Here is a 16,014-nt window from a genome sequence, read left to right as displayed (position 1 = left end):
AAGCCTGCGCGGGGCCGCTGGGGTTCAGCTGGCGCGGTCAGCCTGGGTGGGGTGGGCGGCGGACTTCTGGCGCCGGCGGATGAGCGCGGCGCGAACATCGTGGACGACCCGGCTCATGTCGCTGCGACGGGTGACCCGGATGACCGTCCAGCCGAGCTGCTCCAGTGTCTGCAGGCGGGTGATGTCGCGGTTGTACTGATCCTCGTCGTCACGGTGGTGATCGCCGTCGTATTCGACTGCGACCTTCTCTCGCCGGTAGGCCATGTCGAGCAGGTAGTAGTAGCCGGTGGCGGGATTGTCGACGCTGACAGACACCTCGGGTTCGGGCAGGCCGGCGTCGATGAGGTTGAGGCGCACGCGGGTCTCCTGCGGCGAGTCGACTCCGGGTCGGGCGCGGTGGAGCGCCGCGATGGCGAGCTTGCGACCGGGATAGCGCGGAGTGCCGACGATGAGTCTCGACAGCTCGACTGGTGTGAGCTGGGGCGGGCCGTGCCAGCGGCCGAGCACAGCGTCGAAGCACTGGACGAGTTCGAGGAAGCCGAGCTGGCCGGCGAGGTCGAGAAGGGTCTGTCTGATGGTGGCGAGCCGGAACGTCGCAACCGAGAGGTGCTTGATCGTTCCAACCTGGCGACAGCTGACCCATGGGCGCCTAATAGCTGCGGCCGGTTGTTCAACGCTGACTTCCAGCTGGCTGCGGAGTCCTCGAAGCGGGAGTCCGTGGAGAACCGCCGCAGAGCGTCGAGAGACAACCGCGTGCGGTGCCACGACTGCCAATGCCGTTGCCATCTCGAAGGTGCGATGCCAATCGTCGCCTGCCCATTCGGGGATGTTGAGTTCCGCCGGCCCGTCGGGGTGAACGTAAATGCCCTTGCCGAAGCGTGAAACGAGCTGGCGGCGCCGATACTCGTTGAGGTTCCGTAGGACGAGGTAGCCGTAGTTTGCGTACCGAGGGAGGGTCGCTCTTTTCTTACGCTGGGAGCGGTTTCGCGTGCTCATGAGGACAGCTTCATCGGTTCCAATTGGGATTGGAATGGGCTGGTCGAATCTGTGGATGGCGGCTCTCCAGAGTCCCCGTCGTTGCCTGTCGACGTTGACTGCAATATCGAGCGGGCTCAATTCTGCAGTCAACGACTATGTTTTGCCCGATTCATAGCCGTTGAGTGCTGAATCCATGAGCGAGCTTTTGGCAGTCAGCGAGTCCCGCCGAAATCTACTCCGGCCGGTGCCCGATTCCTACGAGTGTGCTTGTGTTGAGCGAGGTGAATCCATCGCGGTTCAGGCCCGCGAGGAAGCCCGACCGGACCTCCTCAACCTGCTCACCGCTCATCCCGGAGAACATGCTGCGGAACCCTGACCCGGTGATGACCAGCCAGGCAAGCTCGTCATCGAGCTCCAGGCTCCGCTCCTGCACGGTGACGCTCACATCGGTCAGGCCGAGATCTTCCATCCACGGGCCGAAGGCGTCCTGGGTGTCGATCTGGTCGAAGCTGAGTTCGGTCTTCTGACCGGCGTCGTCCGCGTGGGCGGCGGTGCCTTCACCGCCGCGCTCGTCATCCTTTCGGACAAACTTCGCGTACGCAGGGTCGGGCAGCTTCTCGTCTCTCACCCGCTGGATCGAGCTGAAGGCCCGCATGCCGATGTCGGCCATGACCCCGTGATCCCACACTGACAGCATCAGTCGCCCACCCGGCCGCAGCCGGTTCACCAGCTGTCGCGACCCAGCTGTGAAGTCCGGGAAGAACATGATTCCGAGGACGCACTGCACGAGGTCGTACTCACCCGGTTGCCCGAACTCCAGCACGTCCGCTTGGTGTGCACGCACCTGTCCCAGCCTGCGCTGGCTCGCTCGCTGGTGCAGCACATCGAGCAGGCCGCCAGCGAGGTCGACGGCATCGACTTGGCCACCCGCTCCCACAGCAGCGGCTGCCGGCAGTGCTGAGGACCCGATCCCGGAGCATGCGTCGAGAACCCGCTCACCGGGTTGGGGGTCGGCGGCCGCGACGGCGTCTGCGCCGATGCGATCCCACAGGTGCGGAGCGAGGCGGGAGTAGTCAGCGGCGGCGTCGGTGAAGTGCTGCGAGTCGATCATGATCGAACTGTAGAATCAGGCGGCCTACGGCGCTAATGCGCTGACCGGCATATGTGGCGCTGGTGTGCCGCCGCCTCAGCCCGCCTCAGCAGCCGCCGCCTCAGGCTCCGCCCAGGTAGGCGTGCGCGACGTGGAACATGTCGTGCACATCGGTGATCGCGCACATCTCGCGTGCCGAGTGCATGCTCCACAGCCCGATGCCGATGTCGACGGTCGTCATGCCCAGCCGGGTTGCGGTCAGCGGCCCGATCGTCGAACCGCACGGCATCGAGTTGTTCGACACGAACTCCTGGTAGGTGACGTCAGCAGCATCGCAGGCGGCGGCGAACCGGGCGGTGCCGATCGCATCGGTGGCATAGCGCTGCTGGGCGTTGATCTTCAGCAGCGGCCCGGCGCCCAGGCGGGGCCGGTTGACCGGGTCGTGGCGCTCGGGGAAGTTCGGGTGCACACCGTGCCCGGTGTCGGCGGAGAAGCAGATGGAAGACGCCATCGAGCGCAGGTACGCCTCTCGGCCCACCGTCGCGCCACCGCCGCCACCGTCACCATCCCCGGCAACCGCGGCGACGATCCGCTCGGTGACGTCGGCGAGGAACGGCCCGCAGGCACCCGAGCGGGTGTTGGAGCCGACCTCCTCATGGTCGAAGGCGGCCAGCAGCGGGATCTCGCTGATCTCAGCCGGGTCGATGAGTGCCAGCGCGCTCATCCCGGCATGCACGGATGACAGGTTGTCGAGGCGGGGGCTGGCGAGGAACTCGTCGTGCAGACCGAAGGTCGCCGGTTCCTGCGCAGCGATCGTGACGATATCGAATCCGGCGACATCCGCGGCCTTGACCCCGGCTGAGGCGGCGAGCACCTCGAGCACGTCGGTGCTCTGAAGTCCGTCGGCTGCCCGCAGCAGCCCGGTGAGATCCTCCAGGCCGATGACCGGCTGCAGGTGGCGCTGCTTGTCGAGGGAGAGCTTCTGGTTGACCTCACGGTCGAGGTGGATCGCCAGCTGCGGGATCCGGGCGATCGGCTTCGTGCGCGCGAGCACCGTCTGCCCATCACGGGTCACGAGCCGCCCGGCGAGGCTGAGCTCCCGGTCGAGCCACGAGTTCAGCAGCGGCCCGCCGTAGATCTCGACGCCGATCTGCAGCGCACCCTCGGTGGCAAATCCGGGGTTGGGCTTGAGCTTGAAGGCCGGGGAGTCGGTGTGGGTTCCGAATACCCGGAACACCGGAGCCGAGGCGCCGCCCGCCTTCCCAGCACCACCGGCACCACCCTCGGGCATCACCCAGGCGATCGCCGCGCCGTCGCGCACCACGACGTACTTCCCGCCGGCGCGCAGCTGCCAGGCTTCGGCCTCGTTCAGCTCACTGAACCCGGCTGCGGCGAGCCGCTCGCGCACATTGGCCGCCGCGTGGAACGACGACGGGGAGGCATAGACGAAGGAGGACAGGTCGGCAGCAACGGTGCTCGGCGCAGATTCAGTCGTGATGGTCATACGTAGTAGCGTAGTCAATCGTGCTCTCGGTTCTCATGCGCCTTTTCGGCTGGACCTACATCCCGATCTCCATCATCGCCAAGCTCCCCTTCGCGATGTCGGTCGTCGCTGTGCTCACAGCCGTCGCCGCCACCCGCGAGAGCTACACCCTGGCCGGTTCGACCGCCGCGCTCGTCGGCCTCGGCACCGCGATCTCCGGCCCCCTCATCGGCGCGGCCGCCGACCGCTGGGGCCAGCGCATCGTCCTCATCGTCACCGCGCTCGCCAACGCCGCCGCTCTCTTCGGGCTTGCCGTCGCCCTCCGCCTGGAGGTCATCACCCCGGTCGTGCTCGCCGCCGGCATGGCGATCGGCCTCACCAGCCCGCAGGCCTCGTCGATGGTGCGCACCCGCTGGCTCTACGCCATCCGCGCAACGCTCACCGGCACCGATGCCCGCAAAGTCACCTCGAAGGTGCTGTCGTATGAGTCGATGACCGATGAGCTCGTCTTCGTATTCGGCCCGGTCATCGTCGGCATCGTCGCCGTCGCCTTGGGCGTCGTCGTCCCGCTCGACTTCGCCGCCGTGCTCACCGGCCTCGGCGTCCTCGCCTTCGCCGTCCACCCCTCGGTGCGCTTCACCACCGGCCACGCCCGGCAGTCCGCGTCTGCTCCCGAGCCGGACTCCGAGCCCGAGGCGGCGGGCACATCCCAGCCTGCACCCACTGAGCCGACACGCCCGGCCCCGGTTCGCGAGATCTACCGCCTCATCGTCCTCGTCCCGGTGTTCGGCATGACGAGCATCGGCGTGTTCTTCGGCGCCTCGCTGACCTCGCTGAGCAATTTCATGGAGCGCTTCGGCCAGGCCGATGCCGCCGGCATCTACTACGGCATCATGGGCGTCGGCTCAGCGATCCTCGCGCTCTCAGTCGTCCTGCTGCCGGAGCGCTTCACCTTCACCGCCCGCTGGCTCGTCTTCGGCTCGCTTGCCCTGGCCGGCTCGATCGTCATGCACTTCGTCTCTGCCCCGCTCGACGTGGTGCTGCCGCTGGTCATCATGGGCTGCGGCATCGGCCCGGCACTCGTGACGCTGTACTCGATCGCCTCCGACGTCGCCCCGTTCGGCCGCACCACCACCGTCATGGCGATGATGTCGACCGGCGTCGTCGTCGGCCAGTCCGGCTCCTCAGCGCTCACCGGCGTCATCATCGACCGGTTCAGCTACTACGAGGGCTTCCACATGATCACCGTCGCCACGGCGCTGCTCGTCTGTCTGGGCGGTGTGCAGCTGCTGGCAAACCAGTCCGAGCACCGCCGCCGCAGCACCCGCATCGCCTAGGATAGGACTAGCCGCCAGCCCGATCGGCTGAAGGCTGATGACCGCGAGATCCCCAAGCGAGTTCGAGGAGCCCTGTGGAACAGTACAGTGCCGAGTGGCAGGCGTGGCATGACGCCCGCATCTCCGATCTCGCCACCCCGTTCGGGTGGCTGAGTGTCACTGGACTCACGTGGCTGACGTCGTCTCAACCGGTCACCTGGCCCGAGGCGCCGGGCACCTTCACCGTTGACGGCGACTGGGTGCACTTCACCTTGGCTGACGGGGTGTCCGCCGGCCCGAGCAAGGCCGCGCTCGAGGTCATGAGCCGTCCGGCCGGGGAGCGCTCCGGCGGAGATGCCGCCCATGATTCGATTCCAGCGCGGGCCTCCCACCCCTCCGCCGAGGTGCGGGTCGACTCTTCGGAATCGATGTCGGCCAGGCTCGATGATGGGGAGTCGCTCAACTGGTTCGTCGTCGACCACATCACCTATGAGCTCATCCGCCGCGACGGGAACTACGGGATCCGCCGGCGGGACTCGAAGGCTCCGCTGCTGCAGCGCTTCATCGACATCCCGGCCTTCCCGCTCAAGCAGGACTGGATCGTCTCCGGTGTCTTCACCGCGTACCCCGGACCGGAGCAGCGCCGCATCGCCACCGCCTGCCCGGGCCTGGAGCTCGACGAGCAGCTCACGGGCGAGATCCGGTTCACACTGTGCGATGTCGAGTATGTGCTCAAGACCTCCGGCAGCCCGGACAAGGGCCTGCACATCAACTTCCACGACTACACCAACGGCCGCACGACGGCGACCTGGCGGCGCCTCAACCTCGGTCTGCCCGACGCACAGGGCCACGTCATCATCGACTTCAACCGCACGATCAACTACCCGTTCGCGTTCATCCCGCACGCCACCTGCCCCGCCCCGGTGCCGGAAAACGTGCTGCCGGTCGAGCTGCAGGCCGGTGAGCGGCTGCCGACCCAGACGCTGTCCGAGGCCGGGATCAACACGCCGCTGCTGTTCATCGACCTGTCACCGGAGATCGAGATCGGCGGGGTCATCGACCTGTGGACCGAGCTCGGCCTCGACGTCACTCTCGTCAACCGCGACGAGCCGCTGCCGCCGCTGCCCGGCTTCGCTGCCCTCGTTGTCTTCTGCTGGGGCTGTACGAGCGACACCCGCACTGAACTCATCGCCGAGATCGTCGAAATGGTCTCCGATGCGATGGCCACCCGGATCCCGGTCGTCGCCGTCGGCACCGCCACTGAGATGCTCACCACCGCAGCACTCGACGGCCCGCTGACCGCCGGGCGGATCACCTTCGAGAAGACCGCCGACAGCCTTGGGCCGATTCCGCTGGCTGTCACCGACACCGTCGCTGAGGATCGGCTGTTCCGCAACAACATCTCCCGCCTCGACCCTGACGGTGTCGGCTACATCGTCATCGACCGTGCTGAGGGTGAAGAGCTGCCGGCCGGGCTCAACGGCGACGCGGACCGTGAGGAGGCCCGCCGCGAGGCGCAGCGGACCTTCGGCGCTCATGAGGTCGCCTGGCGCGATCTGGCTGAGCGCTTCGCGCGTCTCCTGCACACCACCATATGACAGCTCCTGCCAATACCTTCTGCCAGTACTGACGGACCCCGGCGTCAGCGGTTGACCAGCTGGTGGAATCGCAGTGGATCGCAGGGCTGGACTCTGAGAGACCGTCAGGGGCCTGGTTGTACTCCTGTACGGGAACGGTTCTGCTCCTGCGCGGGAACGGGTGTCTGCTGGTAGAGCGCGAGTCGCCACGCGCCGTCGCATCGTGTGTAGACACCGGAGATCAGCGCGATGAAGCTGGGCTCGTCCTCCGCGCGGTAGGCGCGACCGGTGTAGATGAGGATCGCGTGATCGTCGCTGAGGGCGAGGAGTCTCGCGTCGGTGATGTCGTAGGTTCGCCACGGCGGCGCATCGTTCAGGGAGTCGATGACCGCCTGCCGGTCGAGGATCTGGCCGTGGGCGAGGACCATGATGCCGTCGCTGGTCATGATCTGTCCGTAGAAGTCCGCGCAATTGCTCTCGCAGAGGGACTTCCATCCTTGGTGTTCGAGTTCGAGCAGTTCGCTGAGCATGATGGCGGGCTCCTTCGCTTCGCGCGGTTCCAGCCTGCCGCCGGATGGTGCGACAGAACGATGACGTGACAGACCGATGGTGCGACAGAATCCGGCCCGCGATGCGCGGACCGGATTCGGTCGGGTTCGAGATCAGCAGCCTGCGGCCGCCTGACGCCCAGCCTTCGGGAGCCTGCCGCGCCGCCGCCGCAGACTCAGTCTTACACCCAGATGTGGACGCGCTCCTCCGGCGGCAGGTACATCGGGTCGCCCTCGCTGACGTCGAAGGCCTCGGCGAAGGCGTCGATGTTCTTGACCACCTGGTTGCAGCGGAACTCCTCGGGCGAGTGCGGGTCGATGCTGAGCCGGCGCAGCCGCTCCTCCTTGCGCATCTTGATCCGCCAGGCCTTCGCCCAGGCATAGAAGAACTGCTGCTTCTCCTCGGTGGTGACCTCACGGCCCTCATCGGCGGCGGCGATCGTCAGTGCTTTGTACGCGATCGACAGCCCGCCGACGTCGCCGATGTTCTCCCCGATCGTCAGTGCGCCGTTGACGGTGTGCTTGGATTCGAATCCAGCGGGCACGAGCACATCGAACTGGTCGATGAGGGAGCGGGTGCGCTCCTCGAAGAGATGCCGGTCCTCAGCGGTCCACCAGTCGACGAGGTTTCCGGTGCCGTCGTAGCGGGAGCCCTGGTCATCGAAACCGTGGCCGATCTCGTGGCCGATGACCGCGCCGATCGCCCCGAAGTTCACGGCATCCGGGGCGTCGACGTCGAAGAACGGCGGCTGCAGGATCGCCGCAGGGAAGACGATCTCGTTCATCACCGGATGGTAGTAGGCGTTGACCGTCTGCGGGGTCATGAGCCATTCGGTGCGGTCGATCTCCTCACCGATCCGCCCGACGTGCCGGTCGTGCTCAGCCTCGGCGGAACGGCGGATGTTGCCGAGCAGGTCATCGGCGCGGATCTCGGCCGGGTACTCCCGCCACACATCCGGATAGCCGACCTTCGGCGTGAACTGAGAGAGCTTCCTCAGCGCCCGCCCCTTCGTCTCCTCACCCATCCAGTCGAGGCTCTTGATCGAGGACTCGTAGGCGCGGATGAGCTTGTCGACCAGCTCGCTGATCGCCTCCTTCGCCTCCGGCGGGAACTCCTGGGCGACGTAGAGCTTGCCGACAGCCTCACCGAGCAGCCCCTCCACTAGGCTGACGCCGCGCTTCCAGCGCTCACGCAGCTGCGGAGTGCCCGAGAGGGTGCGGCCGAAGAAGTCGAAGTTCTCCTCGACGATCTCATCGCCCAGCGCACTGGCCGAGGCGTTGAGCAGGCCGAACATCATCCATCCGCGCAGCACCCCGATTGGCGTGTCGGCCCACACCCGGCCGGCGCCGGTGAGGAAGGAGGGCTGGCTGACGATGAGGTAGTCGGCGTGCTCGATGCCCGCTCCGGCCCGCCAGGCGTTGAGGTCGAAGCCGCGGACGAGGTCGGCGACCTCGGGCACGGTGAACCGGTTGTAGGTCTTTTCCGCGTCACGATTTGTGACCCGGTCCCAGTGGTGTTCGGCGATCGCGGTCTCGAAGTCGAGGATCTTTTCAGCCAGTTCCTCACCGGTCATCCCGGTGTGCTCCTGCAGCCCAGCCAGATCCGACATCTTCGCGATGTGGGCGCGGAACTTCTCGCGCAGCTCGGCGTTCTCCTCCCCGCGGTAGTACGACTCATCGGGCAGATGCAGGCCCGACTGCACGATGTACATCGCGTAGACGTCGGAGTCCTTGGCATCGGCGCTGACGAATCCGCCGAGCAGCCCGCCGCAGCCTTCGCGGTCGAGTTCGCCCATAAGCCGGGCGAGCTCGCTGTGATCGGCAGCAGCCTTGATCCGCTCGAAGCCCTCGGCAAGCGGGGTCACGCCGAGCTTGTTGATCTGCTCGGTGTCCATGAACGAGGTGAACAGGTCGGCGATCTTCGCCTCCTCGCTGCCTGGGGCGGGAGACGCGTCGGCGAGCCCGGTGATGAGGTCGCGGACCTTCTCCTCGGCGGCGTCGTAGAGTTCACGCATCGCCCCGTCGCCGGCGCGGTCGTCGGGAATCTCGAACGAGTCGATCCAGGCGCCGTTGACATGGCGGAAGAGGTCGTGTGATGCAGCGACATCCGGGTCGCCGTGGGGCAGGGAGATCTCAGTCATAGTCCCAACCTATCGCCTGCGCGCCCGGTTGCGGTCGGTCGGAACCAGAATTCCCGTTCCCGAGGCGCCGGCTGGGTTATGGACGTGGGGCATCCCATCCGAGTGAGCCCCGGATGAACGCCGCCTGCCCGGCATGCTGGGCGGCATCGTCGATGATCGACACGAGCCGCACTCCGCGGGTGATCGGCTGGCCGTCGTATTCGTCGATGACATCGTCGAGGTCAGCGGCATCGAGACCGCGCAGATAGGCGGCCATCTCATCCTCGACAGCAGCCAGGTAGTCGCCGAGCACCTCCGGATCGTCGATGCGGATCCCGGCGGCCTCCTCGGCGCTCTGCCCGAGCCCGAACCCCTCAGCCGGCAGCCCGAGGCGAGCACGGAATGACTGCTCGGTCCACACCTCGGGAGCGGACGTCAGCGCTGCCAGCTGGACGTCGGCCTCGCGGCCGGTGTGCCACAGCAGCCAGGCGATCGAGTTCGTGCCGTCGGCGAGGTGGGCGTTGAGGTCGTCGGTGCTGATCCCGTCGAGAACCTGCCGGCAGACCTCGAAGGGGCGGGTGAGCATATCGTGAAGCACGGCAACGGCATCCATGGCATCCTCCTTCAACTCACCGGGCGGCGGGCACCGGTGGTCTCGAGTCTAGGCGCCGGGGCGGACAACCGGCAGGGGCCTGGGTCGCTAGAGTGGAGGCGACACCAGAGACGGGAGGATCCATGAGCGCACAGGCAGACAGCAGGCAGGCGACGGAGACCGGTGAGGTGAGCATCGTGTTCGTGTGCACCGGAAACATCTGCCGTTCGGCGATGGCCGAGCGGATCGCAGCCGCCGAACTGTCCGACCTGCCCGTGCACATCGACTCGGCCGGGATCAGCGACGAGGAGCACGGCAACCCGATCGACCCGCGAGCCGCCCGCGTGCTCACCGAGCGCGGGTACGACACCGCAGGACACGCCGCCCGCCAGCTGACACCGGACTGGCTGGCCTCCCGCGACATCGCGATCGTCATGACCGAACGCCACCGGCAGGCCACCGAACGGCTGCTGGAATCCGTGCCCGAGGCGGAGCGCCCCGAGGTGCGGATGCTCCGGTCCTATGACCCGGCCTGTGCCGGCGCCTCGGGTGCGGATCTCGACGTCTTCGACCCGTGGTACGGCGACCAGGCCGGCTTCTACGAGACCTACGACATGATCACCGCAGCCCTGCCGGGCATCCGCGCGGCCGTCGAGGAACGCCGCTGATCGTAGCCAAGTCGTGATGGACTGCACCCCCATATGCAGGCAGCAGCCAGGTCGATGGTGGATAATGAGGGCGCGAGTCCGCCCTGATTGGAGTATCCCTTTGACTATGCGCACCTTCTCGACTTCCCTGCTGGCGATCGTCGCGGCTGTGGCCCTGGGCTTCACGCTGCTCTGGTCGGCCCCCGCCAGCGCCCACGACCGCCTTGTCAGCTCGAGCCCGGAGCACGGCGAAGAGCTCGACGAGCAGCCGGACTGGCTGGAGATGGAGTTCTCCGGTCAGCTGCAGCAGGTCGGCGCTGAGATCAAGGTCATGCACGATGGAACCGACGTCTCCGCCGGTGAGATCACCATCGAGGACCGCACCCTGAAGTCGGCGCTGCCCGATGACCTCAAGCCCGGCAAGTACACCGTCAACTGGCGCGTCGTCTCCGAAGACGGCCACCCCATCAGCGGCTCCTTCGACTTCACCCTCAAGGACGACGGCTCCGGCGGTGGCGAGGCCCAGCCCGATGACTCCACTGAGAGTGCTGCCGCCGGTGAGGAATCCGCAGGACTCGGCGGCTCCGCCGTCGACGCCCCGGACCGCGAGTCCCAGGATCGCGGCGAGCTCACCAGCGATGAGGCCGGCGGCATGTCTATGCCGATGATGATCCTGCTCGGCATCGGCGGCCTGGCCGTCCTCGCCCTCGTCGTGCTGCTGCTCATGCGCAAGCGCCAGGGCCTGCCCGGCACCGAAGGCGACGACCCGAAGGGTCCCGCCCCGCGCAGCTGATCGCCTGATCTGACATCCGATCCCCGGTCGAGGGGTGCACCAGCACCCGCCTCGGCCGGGGATCTGTCGTTGCGGTGGGCGTGGTTCAGGCTGGCGGCTGCCAGTCCTGCAGTGCGGTCAGCTGCCGGCGCAGGGCGGAGGTCGGTATGAGGTGCATGAGGGAATCGCGCAGCCGGCTGAGCCGTGGGCCGGGCCGGTGGGCGATCTGGCCGATGAGCCGTGAGCGGGCGGCGACCTGCTGGGTGCGGGGGCGGCGCAGCGCGTCGTAGCGGTCGAGGGCGACGATGAGCCGGCCGACTGAGTGCCCGTCGGCTGTTGCGAGTGGTGCGAGCAGCCGGGTGAGGGTCGCGGCGTCTTCGAGTGCCTGGTTGCCGCCCTGCCCGAGGTTGGGCGTCATCGCGTGGGCGGCATCGCCGAGGAGGACGAGCCGGCCGCGCACAAAGCTTGGCAGTCGCCCGGCGAGCTCCTCGATCGGCAGGTAGCTGATGACGGCAGGATCGGTGGCGGCGATGAGGCTGGGGATCGGGTCGTGCCAGTCGGCGAAGACCGCAGCGGCTGCCTGCCCGTCTGCGGGGAAGCGCTGGCCGGCCGGGGCGCTGATGACGCCGAACCAGTACACGCGGCCATCACCGAGCGGGGCGAGACCGAAGCGCGCGTCGACATCCCAGGTCTCACCAGCCTCACCGTGCAGATCGACCGGTTGCTGCGTGATCCCGCGCCAGGATCCGTAGTCGGCGTAGCGGATTCCAGGATCGGCAGGCCATGCGGTGCGCACGGTGCTGCGCAGACCGTCGGCGCCGATGATGACATCGAAGCGCTCACCCTCCGGGTCAGCGGTGCTCAGTGTCCCGTCGGGGGAGCAGCCGGTGACGCGAGTGCCGGAGCGCACTGTGCCCGGTGTCAGTGCGGCAGTAAGCATCGCGTGCAGGTCCGCGCGGTCGACGATGCGCAGCTGGGCGACGGCATCCATCGGGTAGACAGTGACCCAGCTGCCGTCAGGACGGCGCTGCCCGCCGGTGAGCTCTGCGGCCTGCGCAGTGCTGATCGCGCGGAAGTCCTCCCCGAGCCCAAGCGCATCAAGCGCAGTCAGCCCATTGCCGAAGATCGACAGGCCCGAACCACCCGGGCGCAGGTCAGCGGACTGCTCGAATACAGTGACCTCGGCACCGGCGCGCTGTAGCCCGATCGCGGCAGCCAGTCCGCCGATCCCGGACCCGACGATCGCAATCTTCATGGCGCGACCTGCGCAGACAAAACTGTGAGCGCGTACCCGGCAGGAACGAGTTCAGGGGAGGGGGAAGCGGTGAGAAACGTTCGAGAGAAAGCGCCGTTGTCGGAGGCGCAGGCCGGCAGGAGGTGCATGCTGCCACGCTACCCGCCCAGCTGAGGTTACTGAGAGGTAATGAGGATCTGATGGACGCGGCCGTCCCATTTCCCGGATCGCAGCCACCCGGTCACCGCCTCGGGTGTAGCCATCGTCACCAGGCCAGGGGTGCGTCCCGGCGGAAATTGAAATGCCATGGCAGCCACGCACTCTTTCAGCCTGGCCACCACGGCTAATTTACTATAACTGCCCAGTAATCACTTAGGCCAATCATTGAACGTTGAATCGGAAGATGCCCGCACCTGCGTTTTCAGCTCTGAGCGGAAGCCGCATCGTCCTCGGTGATGGTGTTGATGACCGTGCGGTTCTGACGCGCTGCATGACTGCGAGTCGCCGGATCCATCTGCCGGTTGAACGCGATCGCGAGAACCGCGGCCAGGGTCGCGCAGACGGCCGGGAGGATGAGCGCATTGCGCGCGCCGAGTTCGTCAATGATGACACCCGAGACCGCCGAGCCGATCGAGACGCCGAAGCCGAGTGCCGTGCCGATCCAGGCCAGCGCCTCGGTCAGCCGGTGCGGCGGGGCGAGCTCCTGGATGACGGAGGCGGCGGCGATGAGCGAAGGGGCCAGCGCCAGGCCGACGGCGAAGATCGTGAGCCCGAAGGCCAACATCGAGCCCGCCAGCAGCATCGGCCAGGTGAGCACCGCCAGGCACGACAAGGCGACCGCCAGGCGGTGCTGGACGGGGGCCTTCCAGGTGCGCACGCCGTAGAGGATGCCCGCCAGCAGCGAGCCGAGCGCCATCGCGCTCACGAGCACGCCGGCCAGCGGCTTGTGCCCGGACTCCTCGGCGAAGGCCACGGCGATGATGTCGAGGGCACCGAAGTTCACGCCGAGCACGGCGTGGGCGACGATGACCATGAAGATGCCGAGGTTGGACAGCACCTTGCCCCGCGCTGCGCCGCGCTGGCGGGGCTGCGGGACCGGTTCGGTCGCCTTCTGGCTGTAGAAGGCCGCCGAGCCGACGATCGTCGTGAGCATCGAGGCGATGATGCCGGCGGCCGGGTAGATGATGGTCGCGAGGAAGGTGACGATCATCGGGCCGGTGACGAAGAGCATCTCGTCGGCGACCGATTCCCAGCTGAAGGCGGTGTCGAGCTGCTTGCGGCTGGTGACGATCGCGTTCCAGCGGGCGCGCACAAGTGAGCCGAGTGAGCCGACCGTCGCACCGGAGATGCCGGCGAAGATGAAGACGAAGCCCATCCACCAGCCCTGGTAGACAGCGAGGAGCAGGCCGATGAGCCCGATGATGTGGATGACGACGACAGGCAGCATGACGCGCGCCTGGCCGTGTGCGTCGACGAGGCGGGCGATGATCGGGTTCGAGACAGCCTGGACGAGCATGAAGACCGCTGCGACCAGACCGGCGAGCGCGTACGATCCGAGCACACCCTGGATGAACAGGACGATGCCGAGTCCGAGGATGGCGATGGGGAATCGCGCGATGAGTCCCGCCAGCGAGAACTTCAATGCTCCGGGCAGGGAGAAGATCTCCTGATAGTTGCGGAACATCAGGACAGTCTATCCCGCACCCGCCTGCCGCAGGCCCGATTCCGTGGTGTGATTGGTCACCGCGGGCACCGTTCCCGAGGCGGTGGGCACGGTGCTCAAACGGGTCCGGCTGCTCCCCGGGTCCGGTCCGCGAGCTGTGCGCGCCGGGCAAGCGAGGCGCTTCGGAGGGCGTCGCCGAGTTCGGCGTAGTCGGCCTCCACGTCAGCCGGCACTAGTTCGGGCGTCGTCAGTGACTGTTCGGCCGCGTTCTCCGCACAGCATCCATCGGTTCGTCCTCTCAGCTGCCTTCGCCGATGACCCCGTCGACGACAGCCTTCGCCTCGGCCTGCACCTCGGCGAGGTGATCAGGTCCGCGGAAGGACTCGGCGTAGATCTTGTAGACGTCCTCGGTGCCGGAGGGCCGGGCGGCGAACCAGGCGCTCTCGGTTGTCACCTTGAGCCCGCCGAGGGCCTCCCCGTCACCGGGTGCCTCGGTGAGCTTGGCGGTGATCGGCTCACCGGCGAGCGTATCGGCACTGACCTGTGAGGGGTTGAGCTTCTTGAGCGCGGCCTTCTGCTCGCGGGTGGCCGGGGCGTCGATGCGCGCGTAGGCGCTCTCACCGTGTTCGGCGACCAGCCCGGCATACAGCTGTGAGGGCGTCTTGCCGGTCACAGCAGTCATCTCGGCGGCGAGCAGGCACAGCAGAATGCCGTCCTTGTCGGTCGTCCAGGCGCTGCCGTCGAAGGCGAGGAACGACGCTCCTGCCGACTCCTCACCGCCGAAGCCCACACTGCCGTCGAGCAACCCGGACACGAAGTACTTGAAGCCCACCGGCACCTCATAGAGTTCCCGGCCGCGGGCGGCGGCGATGCGGTCGATGATGCCGCTGGTCACCGCAGTCTTGCCGATCTTCGCGCGCTTCGGCCAGTCCGGCCGGTGGGTGAAGAGGTAGTCGACGGCGGCGGCGAGGTAGTGATTGGGGTTCATGAGTCCGGCATCTGGGGTCACGATGCCGTGCCGGTCGGCGTCGGCGTCATTGCCGGTGGCGATATCGAAACGGTTCCGGTTGCCGATGAGTGAGGCCATCGCGTGCGGCGAAGAGCAGTCCATCCGGATCTTGCCGTCCCAGTCCAGCGTCATGAACGACCATGTCGGGTCGACCTCGGCGTTGACGACGTCGATGTTGAGGTCGAGGCGATCGGCGATGATCGGCCAGTAGTCTGCGGCCGCTCCGCCCATCGGGTCGGCGCCGATGTGCAGCCCGGAGTCGCGGATCGCAGTGACGTCGATGACCTTCTCCAGGTCGTCGACATAGCTGGAGGTGAAGTCGAAGTTCAGTGTCTCATCGAGGTGGAAGGCCCGCTGAAACGCCTGCCGGGGAATCCTCTCCCAGCCGGCCTCGAGCAGTTCGTTCGCCCGGTTCTCGATCCAGGCGGTCACCGATGAGCCGGCTGGCCCGCCGTGTGGGGGATTGTACTTGAAGCCGCCGTCCGACGGCGGGTTGTGCGAGGGCGTGATGACGATGCCGTCGGCCAGGCCCTGCGTGCTGCCGCGCGAGGCGTTGTGCTTGAGGATCGCGTGCGAGAGCACCGGGGTGGGGGTATAGCCGTCGCGCTCATCGATCATGGTCGGCACTTCGGCGGCCGCGAGCACCTCCAGGGTCGTCAGCAGCGCCGGCTCGGACAGCGCATGGGTGTCCCGGGCCAGGTAGAGCGGGCCGGTGTATCCCTGCTCTCTGCGATACTCCACGATCGCGGCCGTGATCGCGGTGATGTGCGCTTCGTTGAACGACCCGGCACTCGAACTGCCTCGGTGCCCCGACGTCCCGAAGCTCACCCGCTGGGCGGGATCACTCGGATCGGGGACGATGTCGTGGTAGTCATCGAGCAGATCGGGGATTGAGACCAGATCCGACTCAGCTGCGGGTTCTCCTGCACGAACATTCATAGACACACTTTCTCAGAGCGCCGCGCTGAAGCGTAGCCGAAAGCTG

The 16,014-nt window shown here is 67.2% G+C and carries 13 protein-coding genes; 4 read left to right on the top strand and 9 right to left on the bottom strand.

Annotated features, from left to right (window positions below; all coding sequences use genetic code 11):
* Positions 1-24 precede the first annotated feature (24 nt).
* The 3 genes from B4E96_RS09090 to B4E96_RS09080 form a co-directional block, all read right to left on the bottom strand.
* Positions 25-996, bottom strand: a complete 972-nt coding sequence (locus tag B4E96_RS09090; RefSeq protein ID WP_286957278.1) for an endonuclease domain-containing protein — start codon at positions 994-996, stop codon at positions 25-27.
* A 214-nt stretch (positions 997-1,210) separates the two neighbouring features.
* Positions 1,211-2,089 (bottom strand): class I SAM-dependent methyltransferase, encoded by an 879-nt coding sequence (locus B4E96_RS09085; RefSeq protein WP_286957276.1) that lies wholly within the window; start codon positions 2,087-2,089, stop codon positions 1,211-1,213.
* Positions 2,090-2,189: 100 nt separating this feature from the next.
* Positions 2,190-3,572, bottom strand: coding sequence for a M18 family aminopeptidase (locus tag B4E96_RS09080; RefSeq protein ID WP_286957274.1), 1,383 nt, complete (start codon positions 3,570-3,572; stop codon positions 2,190-2,192).
* A 20-nt stretch (positions 3,573-3,592) separates the two neighbouring features.
* On the opposite strand from B4E96_RS09080, the gene B4E96_RS09075 reads away from it, so the two are divergent.
* A complete protein-coding gene (locus tag B4E96_RS09075; protein WP_286957273.1) occupies positions 3,593-4,888 on the top strand; it encodes an MFS transporter in 1,296 nt (431 codons plus the stop codon).
* Between the two features lie 74 nt (positions 4,889-4,962).
* Positions 4,963-6,465: a DUF1684 domain-containing protein gene (locus B4E96_RS09070; protein ID WP_286957272.1), complete on the top strand. Its 1,503-nt coding sequence runs from the start codon at positions 4,963-4,965 to the stop codon at positions 6,463-6,465.
* A 104-nt stretch (positions 6,466-6,569) separates the two neighbouring features.
* Here B4E96_RS09070 and B4E96_RS09065 read toward each other — a convergent pair whose 3' ends face one another.
* From B4E96_RS09065 to B4E96_RS09055, 3 genes are all read right to left on the bottom strand, one after another.
* The gene (locus tag B4E96_RS09065) at positions 6,570-6,974 is read right to left on the bottom strand and encodes a DUF4440 domain-containing protein (protein WP_286957270.1); all 405 of its coding nucleotides are present in this window, start codon (positions 6,972-6,974) and stop codon (positions 6,570-6,572) included.
* 200 nt (positions 6,975-7,174) lie between these two features.
* Positions 7,175-9,133, bottom strand: a complete 1,959-nt coding sequence (locus tag B4E96_RS09060; protein ID WP_286957267.1) for a M13 family metallopeptidase — start codon at positions 9,131-9,133, stop codon at positions 7,175-7,177.
* 76 nt (positions 9,134-9,209) lie between these two features.
* A complete protein-coding gene (locus B4E96_RS09055) occupies positions 9,210-9,725 on the bottom strand; it encodes a mycothiol transferase (RefSeq protein ID WP_286957266.1) in 516 nt (171 codons plus the stop codon).
* 122 nt (positions 9,726-9,847) lie between these two features.
* Here B4E96_RS09055 and B4E96_RS09050 point away from each other — a divergent pair, with 122 nt between their 5' ends.
* Both B4E96_RS09050 and B4E96_RS09045 read left to right on the top strand, forming a co-directional pair.
* Positions 9,848-10,372: a low molecular weight protein-tyrosine-phosphatase gene (locus tag B4E96_RS09050; protein WP_259794085.1), complete on the top strand. Its 525-nt coding sequence runs from the start codon at positions 9,848-9,850 to the stop codon at positions 10,370-10,372.
* A 106-nt stretch (positions 10,373-10,478) separates the two neighbouring features.
* Positions 10,479-11,144, top strand: a complete 666-nt coding sequence (locus B4E96_RS09045; protein ID WP_259835780.1) for a copper resistance CopC family protein — start codon at positions 10,479-10,481, stop codon at positions 11,142-11,144.
* A gap of 85 nt (positions 11,145-11,229) precedes the next feature.
* Here B4E96_RS09045 and B4E96_RS09040 read toward each other — a convergent pair whose 3' ends face one another.
* The 3 genes from B4E96_RS09040 to pgm form a co-directional block, all read right to left on the bottom strand.
* Positions 11,230-12,378: an FAD-dependent monooxygenase gene (locus B4E96_RS09040; RefSeq protein WP_286957263.1), complete on the bottom strand. Its 1,149-nt coding sequence runs from the start codon at positions 12,376-12,378 to the stop codon at positions 11,230-11,232.
* A 400-nt stretch (positions 12,379-12,778) separates the two neighbouring features.
* Complete coding sequence (locus B4E96_RS09035; protein WP_286957261.1) at positions 12,779-14,041, bottom strand: MFS transporter; 1,263 nt, start codon at positions 14,039-14,041, stop codon at positions 12,779-12,781.
* Positions 14,042-14,318: 277 nt separating this feature from the next.
* The gene (pgm, locus tag B4E96_RS09030) at positions 14,319-15,968 is read right to left on the bottom strand and encodes a phosphoglucomutase (alpha-D-glucose-1,6-bisphosphate-dependent) (protein WP_286957260.1); all 1,650 of its coding nucleotides are present in this window, start codon (positions 15,966-15,968) and stop codon (positions 14,319-14,321) included.
* Positions 15,969-16,014: the final 46 nt, after the last annotated feature.

Origin of the sequence: Brevibacterium sp. UBA7493 (assembly GCF_002479565.1) — a bacterium.
GTDB lineage: Bacteria > Actinomycetota > Actinomycetes > Actinomycetales > Brevibacteriaceae > Brevibacterium > Brevibacterium luteolum.
Note: the sequence above shows the minus strand (reverse complement) of the source record. Positions and strands in the feature narration are given on the sequence as shown.

Bases quoted from the DNA above. Each gene is read 5' to 3' on its own strand.
- B4E96_RS09085 (WP_286957276.1), bottom strand. From the start codon at position 2,089: ATGATCGACTCGCAGCACTTCACCGACGCCGCCGCTGACTACTCCCGC.
- B4E96_RS09045 (WP_259835780.1), top strand. From the start codon at position 10,479: ATGCGCACCTTCTCGACTTCCCTGCTGGCGATCGTCGCGGCTGTGGCC.
- B4E96_RS09060 (WP_286957267.1), bottom strand. From the start codon at position 9,133: ATGACTGAGATCTCCCTGCCCCACGGCGACCCGGATGTCGCTGCATCA.
- B4E96_RS09050 (WP_259794085.1), top strand. From the start codon at position 9,848: ATGAGCGCACAGGCAGACAGCAGGCAGGCGACGGAGACCGGTGAGGTG.
- B4E96_RS09040 (WP_286957263.1), bottom strand. From the start codon at position 12,378: ATGAAGATTGCGATCGTCGGGTCCGGGATCGGCGGACTGGCTGCCGCG.
- B4E96_RS09035 (WP_286957261.1), bottom strand. From the start codon at position 14,041: ATGTTCCGCAACTATCAGGAGATCTTCTCCCTGCCCGGAGCATTGAAG.
- pgm (WP_286957260.1), bottom strand. From the start codon at position 15,968: ATGAATGTTCGTGCAGGAGAACCCGCAGCTGAGTCGGATCTGGTCTCA.
- B4E96_RS09055 (WP_286957266.1), bottom strand. From the start codon at position 9,725: ATGGATGCCGTTGCCGTGCTTCACGATATGCTCACCCGCCCCTTCGAG.
- B4E96_RS09090 (WP_286957278.1), bottom strand. From the start codon at position 996: ATGAGCACGCGAAACCGCTCCCAGCGTAAGAAAAGAGCGACCCTCCCT.
- B4E96_RS09080 (WP_286957274.1), bottom strand. From the start codon at position 3,572: ATGACCATCACGACTGAATCTGCGCCGAGCACCGTTGCTGCCGACCTG.
- B4E96_RS09065 (WP_286957270.1), bottom strand. From the start codon at position 6,974: ATGCTCAGCGAACTGCTCGAACTCGAACACCAAGGATGGAAGTCCCTC.